Annotated in this window: 12 protein-coding genes; 9 read left to right on the top strand and 3 right to left on the bottom strand. The window is 72.6% G+C overall.

Annotated features, from left to right (window positions below; translation table 11 throughout):
* The first annotated feature begins 128 nt into the window (after nt 1-128).
* From IG54_RS0111615 to moeZ, 5 genes are all read left to right on the top strand, one after another.
* On the top strand, nt 129-1,937 hold the full coding sequence (locus tag IG54_RS0111615; RefSeq protein WP_030781051.1) for a DUF3492 domain-containing protein: 1,809 nt from the start codon (nt 129-131) through the stop codon (nt 1,935-1,937).
* 350 nt (nt 1,938-2,287) lie between these two features.
* Nucleotides 2,288-3,367, top strand: coding sequence for a hypothetical protein (locus IG54_RS37865; RefSeq protein WP_037896894.1), 1,080 nt, complete (start codon nt 2,288-2,290; stop codon nt 3,365-3,367).
* A gap of 150 nt (nt 3,368-3,517) precedes the next feature.
* A complete protein-coding gene (locus tag IG54_RS0111605; RefSeq protein ID WP_030781043.1) occupies nt 3,518-4,471 on the top strand; it encodes an NAD-dependent epimerase/dehydratase family protein in 954 nt (317 codons plus the stop codon).
* Nucleotides 4,459-5,208 carry a spherulation-specific family 4 protein gene (locus tag IG54_RS0111600; protein WP_030781041.1) on the top strand — a complete coding sequence of 250 codons (750 nt, stop codon included), beginning with the start codon at nt 4,459-4,461 and terminating at the stop codon, nt 5,206-5,208. Before IG54_RS0111605 ends, IG54_RS0111600 begins: the two co-directional genes overlap by 13 nt.
* Nucleotides 5,209-5,271: 63 nt before the next feature.
* Nucleotides 5,272-6,450, top strand: coding sequence for an adenylyltransferase/sulfurtransferase MoeZ (gene moeZ, locus IG54_RS0111595; RefSeq protein WP_030781037.1), 1,179 nt, complete (start codon nt 5,272-5,274; stop codon nt 6,448-6,450).
* A gap of 73 nt (nt 6,451-6,523) precedes the next feature.
* Here moeZ and IG54_RS0111590 read toward each other — a convergent pair whose 3' ends face one another.
* The 3 genes from IG54_RS0111590 to IG54_RS0111580 all read right to left on the bottom strand — a co-directional run bounded on the left by IG54_RS0111590 (nt 6,524) and on the right by IG54_RS0111580 (nt 12,501).
* The gene (locus IG54_RS0111590) at nt 6,524-8,053 is read right to left on the bottom strand and encodes an alpha/beta hydrolase (protein WP_030781034.1); all 1,530 of its coding nucleotides are present in this window, start codon (nt 8,051-8,053) and stop codon (nt 6,524-6,526) included.
* An 82-nt stretch (nt 8,054-8,135) separates the two neighbouring features.
* Nucleotides 8,136-9,683, bottom strand: coding sequence for an alpha/beta hydrolase (locus IG54_RS0111585; protein ID WP_030781031.1), 1,548 nt, complete (start codon nt 9,681-9,683; stop codon nt 8,136-8,138).
* 64 nt (nt 9,684-9,747) lie between these two features.
* Entirely contained in the window at nt 9,748-12,501 is a 2,754-nt protein-coding gene (locus tag IG54_RS0111580) for a lysylphosphatidylglycerol synthase domain-containing protein (protein WP_420712242.1), read from the bottom strand.
* Nucleotides 12,502-12,713: 212 nt separating this feature from the next.
* Here IG54_RS0111580 and IG54_RS0111575 point away from each other — a divergent pair, with 212 nt between their 5' ends.
* The 4 genes from IG54_RS0111575 (at nt 12,714) to IG54_RS0111560 (ending at nt 21,336) form a co-directional block, all read left to right on the top strand.
* Nucleotides 12,714-13,238 carry an MGMT family protein gene (locus IG54_RS0111575; protein ID WP_078593994.1) on the top strand — a complete coding sequence of 175 codons (525 nt, stop codon included), beginning with the start codon at nt 12,714-12,716 and terminating at the stop codon, nt 13,236-13,238.
* A gap of 194 nt (nt 13,239-13,432) precedes the next feature.
* The gene (locus tag IG54_RS0111570; protein ID WP_420712243.1) at nt 13,433-16,834 is read left to right on the top strand and encodes an ATP-dependent helicase; all 3,402 of its coding nucleotides are present in this window, start codon (nt 13,433-13,435) and stop codon (nt 16,832-16,834) included.
* Nucleotides 16,835-16,930: 96 nt separating this feature from the next.
* On the top strand, nt 16,931-17,632 hold the full coding sequence (locus IG54_RS0111565; RefSeq protein WP_030781018.1) for a hypothetical protein: 702 nt from the start codon (nt 16,931-16,933) through the stop codon (nt 17,630-17,632).
* An 83-nt stretch (nt 17,633-17,715) separates the two neighbouring features.
* On the top strand, nt 17,716-21,336 hold the full coding sequence (locus IG54_RS0111560; protein WP_037896890.1) for a UvrD-helicase domain-containing protein: 3,621 nt from the start codon (nt 17,716-17,718) through the stop codon (nt 21,334-21,336).
* Nucleotides 21,337-21,341 lie beyond the last annotated feature (5 nt).

The raw sequence follows: 21,341 nt of genomic DNA, 5'->3' as shown, positions 1-21,341 counted from the left end.
CGTTCACCCCTTCTGGTGGCGCGATGGACAACCGTCCGTCGCGCCACCGGCATGACCGCATACGTTCGTCCCGCTGTGAGCCGCCGACCCAACGGCGGCTCCCCAGACGGGAGATCGGGGGTGCACTCGTGCGCGTCGCACTGCTTACGGAGGGTGGCTACCCGTACGTGAATGGTGAGGGCCGGCTCTGGTGCGACCGGCTCGTACGCGGACTCGGGCAGCACGAGTTCGACGTCTACGCCCTCAGCCGCGACGAGCGGCAGGAGGCGCGGGGCCGGGTCGAACTCCCGCCCCAGGTCGCCCGGGTGCGCACGGCTCCGCTGTGGACCCTCGACGACGAGGCGATCCGCGCCGCGGGCCCCCGCGGCGGGCGCGGACGGCGGGCGCGGCGCAGGTTCGCGGAGTGCTTCGGGGAGCTGGCGGACGTGGTGTGCCGGGGCGGGGCCGACCGCTTGGGCGCGGGGGGGAGCGGCAGCCGCGGAACCGCCTCCGGGGCGGGCTGCGACCTTGTGGCGGACCGTTTCGCCAACGCGCTGTACGGACTCGCCGAACTCGCCCGCGAAGAGGGCGGATTAGTCGGCGCGCTGCGCTCGGAGGCCGTCGTGCGCGCCCTGGAGAGCGCCTGCCGCGCGCCCGGCGCGCTGCGCGCCGCCCGCACCGCCCGGGTATCCGACCTGCTCACCGCAGCGGCCCTGATCGAGCGGGCGCTGCGCCCGCTCTCCCTCGACTGGTACGGCGAAGACGCGCTCGGCGCCGCCGACCTCTGCCACGCCACGTCCGGTGGTCCCGCGGCGCTGCCCGGACTGCTCGCCAAACACTTCGCCGGAGTGCCGCTCCTCGTCACCGAGTACGGCGTACAACTGCGCGCGCACCACCTCGCCGCGGCCAGCATGGACCTGAGCGCACCGGCGCGGGCGCTCCTCGCCTCCTTCCACGGCCTCCTCACCGCCGAGGTGTACGACCAGGCCGTGCTCATCACCCCCGGCAACACCCACGCCCGCAGCTGGCAGGAGCGGTGCGGCGCCGACCGCGCCAAGCTGCGCACGGTCTACCCCGGCATGGAGTCCGGCCGCTTCGCCGAGATCGGCGAGCGGGGCTACGACGACCTCGCCGCGGTCCCTCGCACGCTCCTGTGGGTCGGCCGCGCCGAGCCCGCCAAGGACCTGATCTCCCTGCTCCACGCCTTCGCCCAGGTCCGCGAGGAGGAGCCGAGGGCACGTCTGCGGATCGTCGCGGCGCCCGCCGAGGGGCCCGAGGCCGTCGACTATCTCGCCCAGTGCCGGGCGCTCGCCGCGCAGCTCTTCCCGGACGAGGCGGAGGGGGCGCACGCCGTCGGCGACCACCCCGTCTCCTTCGAGGAGATCGGCGGACCGGAGGCGCCGGACCTGGCCGAGGCGTATGCCGCGGGCGGGGTGATCGTGCTCTCCAGCGTGGCCGAAGGCTTCCCGATCAGCCTGGTCGAGGCCATGTTCTGCGGGCGCGCGAGCGTCTCGACGGACGTCGGCGCGGTGGTGGAGGTGATCGGCGGTACGGGCCTCGTCGTACCGCCGCGCAATCCGCGGGCGCTCGCGGAGGCGTGCGTGGCGCTCCTGCGAGACCCCGCCCGGTGCGCGCGCCTAGGGGCGGCGGCGCGGGCGCGGGCCCTCGAACTCTTCACCGTCGAGCAGAACGTCGCGGCATTTCGCGGCATTTATCTGGAGATCGTCTCGCACTGCCCGGTGCGGAGGGACGCCCTGGACGAGGCGGGCGAGCCGGTCCCGTTCGCCCACCCGGCAGAGGCGTACATGCCCGGGCGGTGGGCGGTCGCGGTGGGCCCCGCGGCCGCGTGCACGTCCGCGTCCGCGTCGGGAGCGGAGGGCGACGGAGTGCCGAGCTGGGCGAACTCCTGCGGCCAACGGGCCGATGGACGCCAGCAGTTGAAGGGGGCGGTCGTATGACGCGGCGGTTGAGCGCCGGGGGCGTGGAGGTGTCCATCCCCGGCTTCGGGGAGGGGGACCTCCGGGGCGGTGGCGTCGGCGACGACGAAGAGGGGGAGAGCGGGTGGAATGGGCGGCCCGTACGGGACGAGGGGGACGGCGGGGGGAGCCTCAAGGATGCGAGCGGCCCCGAGGGGGAGCCTCGGGGCGGCGGTTTTGGGGGCGGTGGGGCCGGGGGTTGTGTTGGCGGTGGTGAGGTCGCAGGCCCGGGTAGCAGTGGTGAGGCTCAGGGGGTAGGTGGGGCGCGGGAGTGGGATCGGCCGGACCGGGACAGGGCCTCGCACGGCGCCGCCGACCCCGTGAAAGCCCTGATGCACCGCCACCGCGACCTGTGCGCGCGAGCCGTGGACCCGCTGGAGATCGCGGCGGGCTTGGAGGCGCACGGCGTGACCGACCGGTCCGCCGCGCGCTACCGGCACCGCGACGTGTTCGCCCTCGCCGAGGAGATGTACGCGCGCGTGCCCCGCGACGACGACAGCGGCCGTGCCCGCCCTGGTGCCGGTGCCGGTACCGACGTACGCCATGCCCCCCAAGTGCGCCCCGGATGGGCGCTGTTCGCGCTGCTGCCCGGCGCGGCGTGCGCGGCGGCCGTCGCGGGGGCCGAGCTGACCGCCGGGGCCGCCCGGGCCGCGGTGACGGTCGGCGGCACGCTCGCCGTGGCCCTGGCGCTGCGGGTGGCCCTGCGCAACGGACCGCTGCGCGCCGCCACCCCGCTGACACCCGCCACGCGCGCGTGGGTGTGCTGGCTCATCGTGTACGCCTTACTGGGCGACGGGTTGCTGATGAGCGCCGTCGCGGGCGGCCCCGACGGACCGGGCGACCTCTGGGCGCCCGCCACCGCCACCGCCCTCGGCCTCACCCTGGCCGTCGCGCCCGCGATCTGGTGCGCCCGGCTCTTCGCCGCACGGGCCGGGGGGCGGCTCGCGGCCAGCCGGGGACTCAATGAATTCGCCGCCTCCGTCAGGCCGTTGCTGCTCGGCGTCGTCGTGCTGTTCCTCGCCGCCCTCGGGGTATCGCTCGTGGCGGCGGACGTGGCGGCGGACGCGGTGCTCGGCACCCCCGGGAGCCCCTCGGCCCTCGCCGGGGCCGGTGCCCTCGGCGCCCTGCTGCTGCTCGCGCGGCTGCTCGCCGCGCACGGCTTCGTCCGGGCCCCCGCCTTGCTGCTCGGCGCCGCCGGGGCCTGCGAAGCGGCGGCACCGGCCCTGGTGTTCGCGGGACGCCTGCCGGGATGCGACGCGCTGGCCGCACCCGTCACGGCGGCCGTCGCCGACTGGGGCCCCGGCGCCGTCCCCGCCGCCGCGTGCGGGGCCGCGGCCCTCGCCCTCCTGATCCACGCGACCAGGACCCTGACCCTGGCCTCCGCCCACGCGGGCCCCGGCGCCATGACCTGAGCCGCCGCCCACAGACCGACCAGACCACTCTCCCGCGGGGCCGACACCGCGGGCGTGACCCCGTGACCCATGGCAACACCTCGAAGGAGAACACCAGATGACCACCCGCAGCCGTCTCCGCCTCCGAGCGGCCACCCCCGGAGGCGCCCGATGAGGGTGCTGCTGATCGGAGCCAACGGATACCTCGGCCGGTTCGTCGCAGACCGGCTGCTCGCCGACCCGGCGGTGCAGCTCACCGCCCTCGGCCGCGGCGACGACTCGGACGTACGGTTCGACCTCGCCAGCGGGAGCCCCGGCGCGCTCACCCGCTTCCTGGACGCCGTGCACCCGGGCGTCGTCATCAACTGCGCGGGCGCCACCCGCGGCGGAGCCCGCGAGCTGACCCGGCACAACACCGTCGCCGTCGCCACCATCTGCGAGGCCCTGCGCCGCAGCGGCTGCGGGGCACGGCTCGTGCAGCTCGGCTGCGGCGCCGAGTACGGGCCGAGCCAGCCGGGCTCCTCCACCGCGGAGGACGCCGTGCCGCGCCCCGGCGGGCCCTACGGCGTCAGCAAACTCGCCGCGACCGAACTCGTACTCGGTTCCGGACTCGACGCCGTCGTCCTCCGGGTCTTCTCGCCCGCCGGCCCCGGCACGCCCGCCGGTTCACCGCTCGGGCGGCTCGCCGAGGCCATGCGGCGCGCGATGCAGGCGGGGGACGGCGAGCTGAAGCTCGGCGGCCTCGGTGTGCAGCGGGACTTCGTCGACGTGCGCGATGTCGCGCGGGCCGTGCACGCGGCCTCGCTCTCCGCCGCCCAGGGCATCGTGAACATCGGCGCGGGCCGTGCCGTACGGCTGCGTGACGCGGCCGCCGTCCTCGCCCGCGTCGCCGGGTACGGCGGCGCCCTGCACGAACTGGACCAGGTGCCCGTGCGGGCGACCATCGGCCACCCCCGCGCCGAAGGGGAGCACGGCGCCCCTGCCGCGTACCCCTACCCGGACGGCTGCGGCAGCTGGCAGCAGGCCGATGTGCGCACCGCGCGCGACCGCCTCGGCTGGCGGCCCCGCATCAACCTCGAAGAGTCACTCGCCGACATCTGGATGGAGGCCGCATGCCGCATCTGACCAGGGCCGCGAGGGGCGCCACCGACACCGGCATACGCGTCGGCTTCGGCATCCCGGGGTTCGCCCACCCCCTCGTCGCCCCCCTCGAATGGGGCGAACTCACCCGACCCGGCATCCCTTTGAAGTGGGTTGTCCTGAATGTCGCCAACGGCCCGGGTGAGCGGCCCGACCCGCACTGCCTGGAGGCGGCGGGACGGCTGCGGAACGGGGGCGTCCGCGTACTCGGCCACCTCGACGCCCGGTACGGCACCCGCCCCTTCGGGGAGCTGCTCTCCGACGCGCACCGCTACCTCGACTGGTACCAGGTCGACGGTTTCTCGCTGGACCGCTGTCCCACGGAGCGGACGGCGCTCCCGGAGGTGCGCAGGACCGTCACCACCCTGCGCGCGCTGGTCGACCACGCCCACATCGTGCTCGGCCACGGCACCCATCCGTACCCCGGATACGCCGAAACGGGCGACCAGTTGGTGACCTTCGCCGGCTCATGGAGCGATTACCGCTGGTCGCAGGTGGCCGAGTGGACCGCCGACTACCCGCCCGAGCGCTTCTGCCACTTCGTGCACGGCATGCCGCGCGGCCACCTGGAGGAGGCGCTGCGCATCGCCCGCTGGCAGGGCGCCTCGACGATCTACTTCACCGACCGGGTCGACGGGGCGGGTACGGGGGACCTCTGGGAGACCATGCCCGGTTACTGGGACGAAATCGTCTCGCGTATCGGAACGGGTGTCTCGGAATGAAGAAGGGCGTGGCAGTGTTACGGAGAGAACAACCGTTCCGAAATACCGACCAACGGAGTCCCCGTGTCGCTGCCACCCCTGGTCGAGCCCGCGTCTGAGCTCACCGTCGACGAGGTCCGCAGGTACTCCCGCCACCTGATCATCCCGGATGTCGGGATGGACGGGCAGAAGCGGCTGAAGAACGCCAAGGTGCTGTGTGTCGGCGCCGGTGGCCTCGGGTCCCCGGCGCTGATGTACCTGGCCGCGGCCGGTGTCGGCACGCTCGGCATCGTCGAGTTCGACGAGGTCGACGAGTCCAACCTCCAGCGGCAGATCATCCACAGCCAGGCGGACATCGGCCGCTCGAAGGCGGAGTCCGCGAAGGACTCGGTCCTCGGCATCAACCCGTACGTGAACGTGATCCTCCACGAAGAGCGGCTAGAGGCCGACAACGTGATGGACATCTTCAGCCAGTACGACCTGATCGTCGACGGCACGGACAACTTCGCGACGCGCTACCTGGTCAACGACGCGTGCGTGCTCCTCAACAAGCCGTACGTCTGGGGTTCGATCTACCGCTTCGACGGCCAGGCGTCGGTCTTCTGGTCCGAGCACGGCCCCTGCTACCGCTGCCTCTACCCCGAGCCGCCGCCGCCCGGCATGGTCCCCTCCTGCGCCGAGGGCGGCGTGCTCGGCGTGCTCTGCGCGTCGATCGGCTCCATCCAGGTCACCGAGGCGATCAAGCTCCTCACGGGCACGGGCGAGCCGCTGGTCGGCCGCCTGATGATCTACGACGCCCTGGAGATGCAGTACCGCCAGGTCAAGGTCCGCAAGGACCCCGACTGCGCGGTCTGCGGCGAGAACCCCACCGTCACCGAGCTGATCGACTACGAGGCCTTCTGCGGCGTCGTCTCCGAGGAGGCCCAGGAGGCGGCGGCCGGCTCGACGATCACTCCCAAGCAGCTCAAGGAGTGGATCGACGAGGGCGAGAACATCGAGATCATCGATGTCCGCGAGATCAACGAGTACGAGATCGTCTCGATCCCCGGCGCCAAGCTGATCCCCAAGAACGAGTTCCTCATGGGCACCGCCCTGGAGAGCATGCCGCAGGACAAGAAGATCGTCCTGCACTGCAAGACGGGTGTCCGCAGTGCGGAAGTCCTCGCCGTCCTGAAGTCGGCGGGCTTCTCGGACGCGGTGCACGTGGGCGGCGGCGTGATCGGCTGGGTCCACCAGATCGAGCCCGAGAAGCCGGTCTACTAGGTCTCCGGGGCCGCTAGGTCTCCTGGGCGAAGCGCCCCGCGCCGGATGGTGCGGGGCGCTTCGTCATGTGCCGTCAGGACTCGCAGACCTTGCCGTCCTTCGGAGTCCTGCCCTTCAGCAGGTAGTCGTCGACCGCGTCGTCCACACAGTCGCTGCCGTTGCCGTACGCGCCATGGCCCTCGCCCTTCCAGGTCATGTGGACGCCGACGCCCTTGCCCAGCTCGTCCGCCATCTTGCGGGCGCCCTCGTACGGGGTGGCCGGGTCGCCGGTGTTACCGATGACCAGAATCGGGGCCGCCCCCGGGGCGCTCACCTCGGGGGAGTCGTGCTGACCGGACACCGGCCACCGGTGGCACCAGCCCGCCGTGTCCCACGCCATGAACGTGCCGAAGACCGGTGAGATCTCACGGAACCGGGCCAGCCGCTTACCGGCCTCCTCCGGAGTGGACCGCGCCTTGGCGTCCAGACAGGAGATCGCCCGCTGCGCGTGGTTCTGCGTGCTGTAGCGGCCGGAGGCGTCACGTTCGTTGTAGGCGTCGGCGAGGCGCAGCAGCGTGGTGCCGTCGCCCTTCTCGGCGTCCTGGAGGCCGCGGGTCAGCGCGGGCCAGGTCTGCTTGCTGTACAGCGTGACCAGGATGCCCGTGCTCGCCAGGGACTCGGTCAGCTTGCGGTCGCCCGAGGTGCGCATCGGCTCGGCGTCCAGGCGGTCGAAAAGCTTCGCTATCTTCGCGGTGCCCGCCTTCGGGTCCTGGCCGCGGGACTTGAAGTAGTTGTCGAGGGCGCGCTGGAAGCCCCGCGCCTGGTTCTCCGCGTGGCCGACCGAGTCCGCGCTGGGGTCGACGACCGCGTCCATGGCGAGGCGGCCGACGCGCTTGGGGAACAGGTGTGCGTACGTACCACCGAGTTCGGTGCCGTACGAGACGCCCATGTAGTGCAGCTTGTCGTCGCCGAGGACCTGGCGCATGAGGTCCATGTCGCGGGCGGCCTCGACGGTCGACACATGACCGATGAGCTTCTTCGCGCCGCGCGCGCAGCCCGCTCCGAAGTCCGCCGCGTCCTTGAAGTACGCCTTCTCCTCGGCCGGGGTGTCCGGCGTGAGGTCGACCTTCTCCTCGGCGGCCTGGGTGGCCTTGTCGTCGCGGCAGCGCAGGCCCTCGCTGGCGCCGACCCCGCGCGGGTCGAAGCTCACCAGGTCGTACCGCTCGCGCAGAGAGCCGTACATGTCGGCGAAGGACGGCAGCCCGGAGACGCCCGAGCCGCCGGGGCCGCCGAAGTTGAAGACGAGCGAGCCGATGCGGTCGCCCTCGCCGGTGGACTTGCCGCGGATCAGGGCGATGCCGATGGTCTCGCCGTCCGGCTTGGCGTAGTCCAACGGGACCTTGAGGGTGGCGCACTGCCAGCCGGAGCCCGGCGCGGTGCCGCCCTCGGGAGCCTTGCAGCGGCCCCAGTCCAGCTTCTGGGCGGCGAGCCCCTTGCCGGCGCCCTTCTCGTCCTGCTTCCCCTGGCCCTTGGGGTCATCGGAAGAACCGTCGCAGCCGACGGCGAGCCCCGCCACCAGAATTCCTGCGGCGGCCAGTGCCGCGGACCGTACATAACGCTGCATGAAGGCGCTTCCCCCCTTGGAAGACAGTCAAGCCATAGTAGGCGGGACCACTGACAGTGACCGGGGTGGGCCGTTCGAGAGGTCAGGAGCAGACGGTTCCCGCCTTCGGGACCTCGCCGTCGAGGAGATAGCCGTCCACCGCCTCGCGCACGCACTTGTTCTTGCTGTCGTAGGCCCCGTGCCCCTCGCCCTTGTACGTCAGCTCGACGCCGACGCCCTTGCCGAGGGCCTGGGCCATCTCGCGGGCGCCCTCGTACGGGGTGGCCGGGTCGCCGGTGTTGCCGATGACGACGATGGGCGGCGCGCCCGCCGCGCCGACGTCCGGGTGGTCGGCCTGTCCCTCGACCGCCCAGTCGGTGCAGCCGAGCATGCCCCAGGCCAGATAGTCGCCGAACAGCGGTGATGCCTTCCGGAAGGCGGGCAGCTTCTCCTCGACGTACTCCGGGGAGTAACGCGCCTTGTCGTCGGCGCAGTTGATGGAGATGTTGGCGGCCTGGAGGTTGTTGTACTTGCCGTCCTCGTCGCGGCCGTTCATCGCGTCCGAGAGCGACATCAGGATCCTGCCGTCACCGTCGTACGCCTCTTCGAGACCTTGGGTGAGGTAGGGCCAGAAGTCCTTGGAGTACAGGGCTTGCACGATGCCGTTGGTGGCCGAGGTCTGGGTCAGCTCGCGGGGCGGGAGGCCGGCGACCGGCTTGCTGTCCAGGTCCTCGAGGAACTGGGCGATCCTGTCCTTCACATCCTTCTCCGTGTCGCCGACCGGGCAGTCCGCGGCCTTGGAGGTGCAGTCCTTCGCGAAGTTGTCGAGAGCGAGCTGGAACCCCCTGGCCTGACCGAGGGAGCCCTCCTCGGAGGTCTGGGTGGGGTCGACGACCGCGTCGAAGACGGCCCGGCCGACCTTCTTGGGGAACAAGTGTGCGTAGACGCCGCCGAGTTCGGTGCCGTACGAGATGCCGAAGTAGTGCAGCTTGTCGTCGCCCAGGACCTGGCGCATCAGGTCCAGGTCGCGGGCCGTGTCGGTGGTGCGGACGTGGGGGAGCGTCGTGCCGGAGTTCTTGTCGCAGGCACTGTTGAACGCCTTGACGCTGTCGACCAGCTTCTTCGTCTCGGCGTCGTCGTCGGGCGTCGAGTCCTGCTGGAAGTATCTGTCGAGCTGATCGTCGTCCTCGCATTCGATTCCCGCGCTGCGGCCGACGCCGCGCGGGTCGAAGCTCACCAGGTCGTAGCGGGTGCGCAGCTTGGCGTAGTCCGAGCCGAAGGCGGGCAGGGTGGTGATGCCCGAGCCGCCGGGGCCGCCGAAGTTGAAGATGAGCGAGCCGACGCGGTCGCCCTTGTCGCCGCTCGCGGCGGCCTTGATCAGCGCGATGCCGATCGTGTCGCCCTTCGGCTTCGTCCAGTCGAGAGGGGCCTTCATGGTGGCGCACTGCCACTCGGCACCGCCGGGCAGCGGGGAGGGCGCCTCGCCCCCGCCCTCGGACGCGGCCGGAGCGGGGCAGTCCTTCCATTTCAGCTTCTGAGCCGACAGGTCCTCGTCCTCGGAGTCGCTGCCGCCGCACGCCGCGAGCGTGGCGGACAGGAGCAGGGTGGCGGCGGCCAGGGCGCGGGCGCGTGGCTGGGGCTGTGAGGGCATGTGCCCATCCTGCGGGGGGTCCTGACGGGGCGCTCGGGGCGCGGGCCGTGTGGGTGAGGGAGCGCTAAAGCAGGCCCTTCCTTGTGAGGTGGTTGAAGAACAGCCACCCCGGGAGCACCGGAAGCCACAACGTCAGCAGCCGGTAGAGCAGCACCGCGGGCGCCGCCACGTCCTTGGGGACGCCGACCGCGATCAGACCGATCGTCAGCGTCGCCTCCACCGCGCCCACGCCACCGGGCGTCGGCGCCGCCGACCCCAGCGCGTTGCCCGCGAGGAAGACCACCGCGACGCTCGCGAGGCTCAGCGAGGTCATCTGCTCATTGCCGAAGGCCCGTACCGAGGCGTCCAGGCAGAGCACGAACATCAGTGTCAGCAGGAGCATCCCGCCGATGCCGGTGAGCAGCTTCTGCGGTCGCTGGAGCACGTCCAGCATGCGCGGCACGACACCCGCGAAAAGCGACCGCACGCGCGTGACGACGAATTTCCGCAGGAACGGGATCGCCGTCACCACGAGGACCAGTACCGCGACCGACAGAAGACCGGCGATGACCGTGCGGGACGGCGTGAACGACGGCGTCTTCTCCGTACCCGTCAGATAGCCGAAGACGAGCAGCAGCAGGATGTGCGAGCCGAGACCGAAGAGCTGCGAGGCCCCGACGCTCGCCACCGCGAGGCCCGAGCGCACTCCGGAGCGTTGCAGGAACCGCGTATTGAGCGCGACACCGCCGACCGCGGCGGGCGCGACGATCTTCACGAACGACCCGGCGACCTGCGCCGCCACCGCCCGCAGGAACGGCACCCGTTCCGGCACGAAGCCCAGCAGGCTCATCGCGGCGGCGAAGTAGCTCAGCGCGGAGAACCCGACGGCGGCGGCCACCCACCCCCACTCGGCCTCCTGGAAGAGCGTGCCGAACTCGACATGGGTGAGCTGTGACAGCAGGAAGTACGCACCGATGGCACCGGCGATGAAACTGATCAGGGTGCGGGGCCTGATCCGCTGCAACTGCGCGGGCTCGACCGGCGCCGTCGGGCGGATGAGCAGCACCTGGTGGCGGATCTGGGTGAGCAGATCCTCCTCGCGCGCCTGCTCCAGAGCCTCGTCTATGGCCTGCTTCTCGGCCTGCCGCTCCTGCTTGGCGGCCTGCTTCTCCTGCCTCTGGACCTGCTTGTCCGTCTTCTGGACCTGCTTGTCCGTACGCCCGTCCTCGGGCGCCTCATCGGGCACGTCCGCGCGCGCGGCCTGCTTGGACCTGCGGGAGGCCTCCAGGACCGCCTCACGCTCGCGCTGGGACCGTTCACGGGCCAGCTTGCGCAGCGTGCCGCGGGTGGAGCGGGTGAGGGCGATCGGCTGGAGCAGCGGCAGACAGTCGGCCACCGCGTCCGGGCCGAGGATCTCCACGGCGGACGCGACCGCGCGCTCGGCGCCCACGCGCAGGCCGAGGGCGGTCAGCAGCTGGGCGATGTCCATCCGCAGGACCAGGTCGCCCGCGGCGATCTCGCCGCCGCGCAGATCGGTGAGGATCACCGTGCCGGAACGATCCACCAGGACGGCGTCGCCCGCCAGCCTGCGGTGCGCGATCCGGCGCGATTGCAGGGCCCGCACCTGCCGCCAGGTCTCGCACAGCAGTTCGTCGGTGATCGCCTCGTCCGGGAGGGAGTCCAGGGAGCGGCCCCCCGTGTGCTCGTAGACGAGCATCACCGCGTCGGGGCCCAGCTCGGAGGTGGCGATCAGCTTCGGCGCGTGGGCGCCGGCGGCGATCGCCGCGTACGCGAGCAGGGCCTCCTGCTCCAGGGCCTGGCGCAGGGACTGGAGGCTGCGCCGCTGGGTGATGCCGCGCAGCGTGAGCCGTCGCCACACGCGGTAGAAGAACCCCTGCGCCTGCTGCTCCCGGTCGATGACCGTGACGTCCAGGGGCGGTCCGTCCTCCAGGGTGACGAAGTAGCGGCGGCCCCGGTCGCCGTGCTCGCTGTCCGGGGACTCCTCGCGGGCGGCGCTCACCGGGCGGAAACCGACGTGCCGCAGACCCGCGAGCAGTGTCTGGCCGGTGGGCCGTACGTTCGGCGAGCCGACCGCGTACAGCGTGCCGTACGCCACGGTCCAGCCGATGAGCACCGTCAGCAGGATCGAGAACGGCGTCGTATAGCCGGTGACCAGCATCGTGAACGCGTCGAGCAGCAGTACTACGAAGAGCACCAGGCGCCAGCGCGGTCTGCGCGACATGCCGACGGCCGTCATGTACGCGATGACGGGCGCGAGGTAGCCGTGCACCGGGTCGGTGAAGGCGTGGAGATCGGCGGGGGACGGTTTGGTGAGCGCGTCCTGGATGGAGTCGGGGGCGGCCTTGGCGACCCAGAGGTCGGTGGCCAGGGTCACGCCGTGCGCGAGGACGGCCGCGAGGACGCCGTCGGCGATGCGCAGGCCGTCCCGTTTGATCAGCCGTTCGATGGCGAACGCGACGGGAACGAGCAGCACCCCGATGCTGGCGACGAGACCCGCCACCTTGATCAGCAGGTCGGGCGCTTGCTCCGTGCCCTTGTCGATGTCCTGTTCGAGCCCGGACGTCGTGCCGTGCGCGAACGCGGCGATCGCGAGGAGCACGACGATGGCGAGGACGCCGACGAGCAGCCGCATGAGGTCGGAAGGGCGGTGCACGCGCGCGGAGAGGAGCGGTTCGTCGCCCTCCACACGGTCAGCGTGCGCCCCGCCGTCGGCACAGTCGCCGGGGTCGAAGCTGTCGATGTCGTCGTTCAGGGCGGGCTCACCGGTGTGCAGGCGTGACTCGGACGCAGAGGTGCCCGCCTTCTTATCGGGATGCACGCCCTGCTGCTCCGTCGTCTCTTCTTGATCTCGTATCACCAGTCACCGCCCGCACGATGGTGGCATGCCGGGTCGCTACAGGGAGGCATCAGGGGGCAACGCAAGGACGCGAAGTGGTCACGAAACGACACTTGGCGCCTTCCCGGCGGCGCCGCGGAACGCTCCGCGGCGGGCCGGCCGCGGTGTCGGCGGGGTACGGCAGGATGGTCCGGATGAGCGAGCAGAGCCGAGAGCGACAGGTGCCGCCCAACGATACGGAGCAGGCGCTTCCGGAGTACGCGGAACGGGTCCTGAACGTCGCGGAACTGATCCCCCCGGGGCGCGTGATGACGTACGGGGACGTCGCCGAATGGCTTGAGGAGGGCGGCCCGCGCCAGGTGGGACGGGTGATGGCCCTCTACGGAGGAGCCGTTCCGTGGTGGCGGGTGGTCCGCTCGGACGGTGTCCTGCTGCCGGGCCACGAACTGCGCGCCCTTGAGCGCTACCGCGAGGAGGGCACCCCCTTGCGGCAGGCCTCGCGCGCAGCCCAGGGGCATGTGCCGAAGCTCGACATGCGCCGGGCCCGGTGGGACGGCCGCGAGGTGAGCGACGGACGTGACCCGAGTGAGATGCGCGACATCGCGGAGGCGGGGGAGGTGCTGTCGGCCCGGCCGGTGAGGGGCGGCGCGCGGGGCGACGCCGCGCAGGGCGACGCCGTGGGTGACGCTCGCCCGCAGGCTCCGGAGGCTCACACCTGACAGCTTCCGCCATCCGGCGGCCCGACGGCGGACCGGTGGCCCGTACGGGGGAACCCAGGCGTCCCCCACGTCCACTGGCGTAGCGTCGACAGCGCGCATCCCCGTCACCTCGCGGCCCCCGCGCGGCCACTCCTCGACCAGCACACCCACCAGGACCGGCGACCCACGTGAGTTCCCCCTCTTCCGCTCGGCATATCCGGCACCCGTCGCACCACCAGGTACGACAGGGGACCCCGGACGCCTACCGACTGGTGCGTACGCCACCGGCCCTGTGGGAGCCCACTCGCTTGGACGCAGGTCAGCGCGCTGTGGTTGACCATGAGGGCGGACCGCTCCTCGTCCTGGCCGGGCCCGGCACCGGCAAGACCACCACCCTCGTGGAGGCCGTCGCCGCGCGCGTGGCCCGGGGCGCGGACCCCGCCCGGCTGCTGGTCCTCACCTTCAGCCGCAAGGCCGCGGTCGAGCTGCGCGACCGCATGGCGCTGCGCATAGGGGCGGCGCGCGCCCCGCAGGCCACCACGTTCCACTCCTTCTGCTACGCCCTCGTGCGGGCCCACCAGGACGCCGACCTGTTCGTCGAGCCGCTGCGGCTCCTGTCGGGCCCCGAACAGGACGTGGCGGTACGTGAGCTGCTGGCGGGCCAGATCGACCTCGCGAAGGAGGGCCGCGGGCACGTCCGCTGGCCGGACGACCTGCGGGCCTGCCTCACCACCCGGGGCTTCGCCGACGAGGTGCGCGCGGTCCTCGCCCGCAGCCGAGAGCTGGGCCTCGGCCCCGCCGCCCTCGACGCCTTCGCCCGCCGCAGCGGACGCCCCGACTGGGGAGCCGCTGCGGCGTTCCTCGCCGAGTACCTGGACGTACTCGACCTCCAAGGAGTGCTCGACTACGCGGAACTGGTGCACCGCGCGGTGCTGCTCGCGCGCCGCCCCGAGGTCGCCCGGGCGCTGGGCACGCACTACGACGCCGTCTTCGTCGACGAGTACCAGGACACCGACCCCGCGCAGGTACGGCTGTTGCACGCGCTCTCCGGAGGCGGCCGCACACTCGTCGCCTTCGGAGACCCCGACCAGTCGATCTACACCTTCCGGGGCGCCGACGTGAACGGCATCCTGGAGTTCCCCTACGACTTCCCGCGCGCGGACGGCACTCCCGCGCCGGTCGAGGTCCTGACGACGTCCCGCCGGTCGGGCGCGCGGCTGCTCGCGGCCACCCGGCTGCTCACCCGCCGCATGCCGCTGACCAGGCTTCCCGCCGAGAAGGTGCGGGCCCACCGGGAGCTGACGCCGGTCAGGGACGGCGGCGGGGTCGAGGTGTACACGTATCCGACCGCCGGTACGGAACTGGACAACATCGCGGACATCCTGCGCCGCGCCCACCTGGAGGACGGCGTCCCCTGGGGCGACATGGCGGTCCTCGTCCGGGCCGGCGCCCGCTCCATCCCCGCGGTCCGCCGCAGCCTCGGCGCGGCGGGCGTCCCCCTGGAGATCGACGGCGACGACATCGCCCTGCGCCATGAGCCCGCGGTGACGCCGTTGCTGACGGCGCTGCGGGTGGTGGCGACGGCGGTCGTCTCGGAGTCGGCTGATGCGGAGACGGCCCCTCCGGAGTCGGCTGATGCAGAGACGGCCCCTCCGGAGACGGATGCAGCGGGGACGGCCCCTCCGGAGAGCGCGGAAGCGGCCGTCGGCCCCGACACGCCAACCACCGCCCCCTCCTGGCTCGATACCGAGACCGCCCTGACCCTCCTGACCTCGCCCCTGGCCGGGATGGACGCCGCCGACCTGCGCCGCCTCGGCCGCGCCCTGCGCGAGGAGGAGCGCGCGGCGGGCAACCACCTGCCGCCGCCCTCCGACGAGCTGCTGGCCCGCGCCCTCGCCGAGCCGGAGCGGCTCGTGGCGCACGACCCGACGTACGCCCGCGGCGCCCAGCGCCTCGGCGCGCTGCTCCGCAAGGCCCGTGAGCGCCTCGCGGGCGGCGGCACGGCCGAAGAGGCGCTGTGGGAGCTGTGGGACGGCACACCCTGGCCGGGGCGCCTCGAACGCACCGCCCGGCGCGGCGGCGCGGCGGGACGCAACGCCGACCGCGACCTCGACGCGGTCTGCGCCCTGTTCGCCGCTGCGGCCCGCGCGGAGGAGCGCACGGGCGGCCGCGGCGCGCTCAACTTCCTGGAGGAGACCGAGGCGCAGGACATCGCCGCGGACACGCTCACACGCCGCGCGGCACGCCCCGACGCCGTACGCCTGATGACGGCCCACCGCTCCAAGGGCCTCGAATGGCGCCTGGTCGTGGTCGCCGGCGTCCAGGAAGGGCTCTGGCCCGACCTGCGCCGCCGCGGCTCCCTCCTGGAGGCCGACCGCATCGGCCGCGACGGCCTCGCCGAACCGCTCACCCCCGGGGCGCTCCTCTCCGAAGAGCGACGCCTCTTCTACGTAGCCGCCACCCGCGCGCGTGAACGCCTCGTCGTGACCGCGGTGAAGGCGCCCGCCGACGACGGCGACCAGCCCTCCCGCTTCCTCACCGAACTCGGCGTCGAACCCAAGGACGTGACAGGCCGCCCCCGCCGCCCCCTGTCCGTCGCGGCGCTCGTCGCCGAGCTGCGCGCCACCACCGTCGACCCGCGCGTCTCGGACACCCTGCGCGAGGCGGCCGCCCAGCGCCTGGCCCGACTCGCCGCGCTCAGCGACGGCGACGGCCGTCCGCTGGTGCCGTCCGCGCACCCGTACCGCTGGTGGGGCATGTACGAGCCGACGGCGAGCGAGATCCCCCTGCGGGACCGCGACAAGCCCGTGGTGCTCTCCGGAAGCGCCCTCGACCAGCTCGCGAACACCTGCTCCCTGCAATGGTTCCTGGGCCGCGAGGTGAAGGCGGACGCGCCAGCGACCGCCGCCCAGGGCTTCGGCAACGTGGTGCACGTCCTGGCCGACGAGGTCGCCTCCGGACGCACCCCCGCCGACCTCGCCGTGCTCATGGAGCGCCTCGACTCGGTGTGGGACGCCCTCGCGTTCGACGCCCCGTGGAAGTCGGCACAGGAGAAGGAGCACGCGCGCGTGGCGCTCGAACGCTTCCTCCAGTGGCACGTCGACTCCAACGGGACCCGCGGCGGCCGCACCCCCGTCGCCAGCGAGCACGGCTTCGACGTGACCCTCGAAGCGGGCCCCTACGAAGTACGCGTACGAGGTTCGATGGACCGTGTCGAACAGGACGCGGAAGGCCGTGCCTACGTAGTGGACTTCAAGACAGGCAAACAGGCCCCGAGCACCGCCGAGGTCGCCCGCCACCCGCAGCTCGCCGTCTACCAGCTGGCCGTCCGCGAGGGCGCCGCCGACGACGCCTTCGGAGGGGTACGCCCCGAACCGGGCGGCGCCGAACTGGTGCAGCTGCGCCAGGGCGCCGCCAAGAAGAACGGCGGCGACGCCCTCCCCAAGGTGCAGGCCCAGGAGCCCCTCTCCGGAGAGTGGATCGGCGACCTCCTCGCGACGGCCGCCGGCAAGGTCCTGGACGAACGCTTCACCCCCACCACGGGACAACACTGCACACACTGCGCGTTCCGTGCGTCGTGCAGCGCGCGTCCGGAGGGGCGGCACGTCGTCGAGTAGCCCCGGGGGACAGGGCAACCCCATGGCCGAATTAAAGTCACCGTAAGAACTTGCTGTGTGCCGACCGAGGCGCACCTTTTTGAGGAGTACGCGTATATGGCAGCCAACCGGAAGCTCCTGGCAGTGGCCGTCGTCTGTGCCGCCGCCGTCATCGGCGTCACGGGCTGCACCAGCGACAGCGGCGACAAGGACCCCTTCGAGGGCATGAGCGCCGACAAGATCGCCGAGAAGGCCTCCAAGGCGTCCAAGGACGCCGGGTCCTACCGGATGAAGGGCCAGATGAAGCAGAAGGGCGAGGCGAGCGACATCGAGTTCGCGGTCGCCGAGTCCGGCGACTGCACGGGCAAGATGGGCTCGAGCAAGACGGGGAAGGCCGAGTTCCTCTCCGTCGGCAAGTTCACCTACTCCAAGGGCGACGACAAGTTCTGGGAGTCCAAGGGCGGTGGCTCCACGGCCGAACTCCTGAAGGGCCGCTGGGTGAAGACGCCCGCCCAGGGCGACAAGGCCGTCTGCAACCCGGACGACATGTTCAGCAACAAGAACCTCAAGAAGCTGAAGCGGAAGGACGACACCGAGGTCGACGGCACGAAGGCGGCCGTCCTCACCCGCAAGAAGGGCGCCGAGACCACCACCTTCTACGTCGCGATGGAAGGCAAGCCGTACTTCCTGAAGGTGGTCAACAAGGGCGCCGACGGCCCCGGCACCGTCACCTTCAGCGACTACGGCAAGCCCGTCGTCGTCAAGGCCCCGCCGGCCAAGGACGTCGTGGACCCGGAGAAGCTCTCCTCCGGTTCCTGACCCCACGCACCCCATGAGTGAGCGGTGGCCGCCGGCACCCGGGCAGGTCCCGGTTGTCAGTGGCCACCGCTAGCCTCTCTGACGTGCCACCTCGTATCACTGACCCCGACCAGCTCAAGGAGCTGCTCGGGATCCCCTTCACCCCGGAGCAGACGGCCTGCATCACCGCGCCGCCCGCCCCGCAGGTGATCGTGGCCGGAGCCGGCTCCGGCAAGACGACGGTGATGGCGGCGCGCGTGGTCTGGCTGGTCGGCACCGGCCAGGTCGCCCCCGAGCAGGTCCTCGGCCTGACGTTCACGAACAAGGCGGCGGGCGAGCTGGCCGAGCGCGTGCGCCAGGCCCTGATCAAGGCCGGCGTCACCGACCCCGAGGCCGTCGACCCGGACAACCCCCCGGGCGAGCCGGTCATCTCCACGTACCACGCCTTCGCGGGCCGCCTCCTGACCGATCACGGCCTGCGCATCGGCCTGGAGCCCTCCTCCCGCCTCCTCGCCGACGCCACCCGTTTCCAGCTCGCCGCGCGCGTGCTGCGTGAGGCCCCCGGGCCCTACCCCGCGCTGACCCGGTCCTTCCCCGACCTCGTCAGCGACCTCCTCGCCCTCGACAGCGAGCTGGCGGAGCATCTCGTAAGCCCCGAGCGGCTTCGCGCGTACGACACCGAGCTGCTGCGCATCCTGGACAGCGCGAAGCTCTCCAACGCCGATCTGCGCAAGGTCCCCGACACGGCGGCGGCCCGCCGGGAGCTGGCCGAACTCGTCGGCGGGTACCGCGCGGCCAAGCGCTCCCGCGACCTCCTCGACTTCGGCGACCAGATCGCCCTGTCCGCGACGCTGGCCCGCACCCGCGCGGAGGTCGGCGAGATCCTGCGGGACGAGTTCCGCGTCGTCCTCCTCGACGAGTACCAGGACACGTCGGTCGCCCAGCGCATCCTCCTCTCCGGCCTGTTCGGCGGCGGCACGGGCCACCCGGTGACCGCCGTCGGCGACCCCTGCCAGGCCATCTACGGCTGGCGCGGCGCCTCCGTGGCGAACCTCGACGACTTCCCCGAGCACTTCGCGTACGCCGACGGCCGCCCCGCCACCCGCCACGCCCTGAGCGAGAACCGCCGCAGCGGCGGCCGCCTCCTGGACCTCGCCAACGGCCTCGCGGAGCCCCTGCGCGCCATGCACGCGGGCGTGGAGGCCCTGCGGCCCGCGCCCGGCGCCGAGCGCGACGGCGTGGTGCGCTGCGCCCTGCTGCGCACCCACGCCGAGGAGATCGACTGGCTCGCCGACTCGATCGCCCACCTCGTCCGCACCGGAAAGGCCCCCGGCGAGATCGCCGTCCTGTGCCGCACGGCGACGGACTTCGCCGAGATCCAGGGCGCGCTCGTCGCCCGCGACATCCCCGTGGAGGTCGTCGGCCTCTCCGGACTCCTGCACCTCCCGGAGGTCGCCGACCTCGTCGCCGTCTGCGAGGTCCTCCAGGACCCGGGGGCCAACGCCTCCCTGGTGCGCCTGCTCACGGGGCCGCGCTGGCGGATCGGCGCCCGTGACCTCGCCCTCCTCGGCCGCCGCGCCCGCCTCCTCGTACGCCCCGGGCACACCGCCCCCGACGACCCCGACCGGCGCCTCGCCGAGGCCGTCGAAGGAGTCGACCCCGCGGAGGTGATATCGCTCGCGGACGCCCTCGACACGTTCCTGGAGTCACCACTCCACTCGGACGACGCCTCCCGAAGGGACGACGGGCTGCCCTTCTCGGCGGAAGCCCGGGTGCGCTTCGCGCGGCTCGCCGCCGAGCTGCGGGAGCTGCGCCGGTCGCTGTCCGATCCGCTGATGGACGTCCTGCACCGCGTCCTCGCCGTCACCGGCCTCGAAGTCGAGCTGTCCGCCTCACCGGGCGCCCTCGCGGCCCGCCGCCGCGAGACCCTGTCCAACTTCCTGGACGTCGCCGCCTCCTTCGCCGCGAACGACAACGGCGCGACGCTGCTGGCCTTCCTCGGCTTCCTGCGCACCGCCGCGCAGTACGAGAAGGGCCTCGACAACGCCCTGCCGGGTGGTGAGAACACCGTCAAGGTGCTCACCGCCCACAAGTCCAAGGGCCTGGAGTGGGACGTCGTCGCCGTCCCCGGCCTGGTCAACGGCGTCTTCCCGAGCACACAGGGGCGCGAGAAGTGGACCGCCCAGGCCAAGGTCGTCCCGCACGAACTGCGCGGCGACGCGGCCACCCTGCCCGACATCGACGCGTGGGACGCCAAGGGCATGAAGGCCTTCCACGAAGCCATGAAGGACCACCAGCGCACCGAGGAGCTGCGCCTCGGCTACGTCACGTTCACCCGCCCCCGCTCCCTGCTCCTCGGCTCGGGCCACTGGTGGGGACCCTCCCAGAAGAAGCCGCGCGGCCCCTCGGACTTCCTGGTGGCCCTGCACGACCACTGCGCGGCGGGCCACGGCGAGATCGAGGCCTGGGCGGACGAACCCGCCGAGGACGAGGAGAACCCCGCCCTGCGGGAGGACACCGCCGACCAGGCGTGGCCGCTCCCGCTGGACGACGACGCCCTGGCCCGCCGCCGCGCCGCCGCCCGGACCGTCCTCGACCACCTGGAGCGCCTGACGGGGCAGGGCGCGCCGGACCCCGCCCGCTCCCACGAGGAAGCCCACCCCTCGGCGTACGACGACGTGCCCCCGGCCGACGACCCGGAGTGGCCGCCCCCTCCGGAGGACGAAGACGTCCTCTACGGAGACGCCGACTTCCCCGAGCCTCCCGACTTTCCCGAGCCTCCCGACTTTCCCGAGGTCGACCCGGTGGACTGGGACTCCCTGCTGACGGAGCGCCCGGCGATCCCGCACCCCGCGGACGCCCCCGAGGCCCCGGCGGGGGCAAGCGGCCCCACAGACAACGCCGCCCACGCGCGCGTGCCGCTCCCCGCGCAACCCTCTGAGGCCCGCCCGCACCCCGCGGACCGCGACCAGGACCCCGACCGCGCCCCGAGCACCCGCCTCACCCCGGAAGAGGCCCGCACCCTCGCCTCCTGGGACCGCGACCTGGACGCCCTCACCGCAGAACTCCTGCGCGCCCGCGAGGCCGTCAGGGACGTTCCCGTACCGCCCTCGCTCACCGCGTCCGAGCTGATGCGCCTGGCCGCCGACCCCGACGGCTTCGCCAAGGACCTCGCCCGGCCCATGCCCCGACCGCCCCAGCCCGCCGCCCGCCGGGGCACCCGCTTCCACGCCTGGGTCGAGTCCCGCTTCGAAGAGCTGACCCTGCCGATGCTCGACCCGGAGGACCTTCCGGGCGGCGGCCCCGGCGAGGCCGAGATCGCCGACGAGCGCGACCTCGAAGCCCTCAAGGAGGCCTTCGAACGCACCGAGTACGCCCGCCGCACTCCCTACCGCGTCGAGGTGCCCTTCCAGTTCGTCATCGCCCACCGCGTGATCCGCGGTCGCATCGACGCCGTCTACAAGGAAGGCGACGGCGACGACACGACGTACGAGATCGTCGACTGGAAGACCAGCCGCACCCGTAGCGCGGACCCCCTCCAGCTCGCCGTCTACCGCCTCGCCTGGGCCGAGCAGCAGGGCGTCCCCCTGGAGTCGGTGAAGGCCGCCTTCTTGTACGTACGCAGCGGGGAGATTGCCCGCCCCGCGAACCTCCCGGGCCGCGCCGATCTCGAGCGCCTCCTGCTCGGAGAAGTGCCGGACGAGCCCACCCCGGATGGCGGATAGGCTCG

Source organism: Streptomyces sp. NRRL S-920, assembly GCF_000717945.1.
Taxonomy (GTDB): Bacteria; Actinomycetota; Actinomycetes; order Streptomycetales; family Streptomycetaceae; genus Streptomyces; species Streptomyces alboniger.
Note: the sequence above shows the minus strand (reverse complement) of the source record. Positions and strands in the feature narration are given on the sequence as shown.

Bases quoted from the DNA above. Each gene is read 5' to 3' on its own strand.
- IG54_RS0111605 (WP_030781043.1), top strand. From the start codon at position 3,518: ATGAGGGTGCTGCTGATCGGAGCCAACGGATACCTCGGCCGGTTCGTC.
- IG54_RS0111575 (WP_078593994.1), top strand. From the start codon at position 12,714: ATGAGCGAGCAGAGCCGAGAGCGACAGGTGCCGCCCAACGATACGGAG.
- IG54_RS0111590 (WP_030781034.1), bottom strand. From the start codon at position 8,053: ATGCAGCGTTATGTACGGTCCGCGGCACTGGCCGCCGCAGGAATTCTG.
- IG54_RS0111585 (WP_030781031.1), bottom strand. From the start codon at position 9,683: ATGCCCTCACAGCCCCAGCCACGCGCCCGCGCCCTGGCCGCCGCCACC.
- IG54_RS37865 (WP_037896894.1), top strand. From the start codon at position 2,288: ATGCACCGCCACCGCGACCTGTGCGCGCGAGCCGTGGACCCGCTGGAG.
- IG54_RS0111565 (WP_030781018.1), top strand. From the start codon at position 16,931: ATGGCAGCCAACCGGAAGCTCCTGGCAGTGGCCGTCGTCTGTGCCGCC.
- IG54_RS0111600 (WP_030781041.1), top strand. From the start codon at position 4,459: ATGCCGCATCTGACCAGGGCCGCGAGGGGCGCCACCGACACCGGCATA.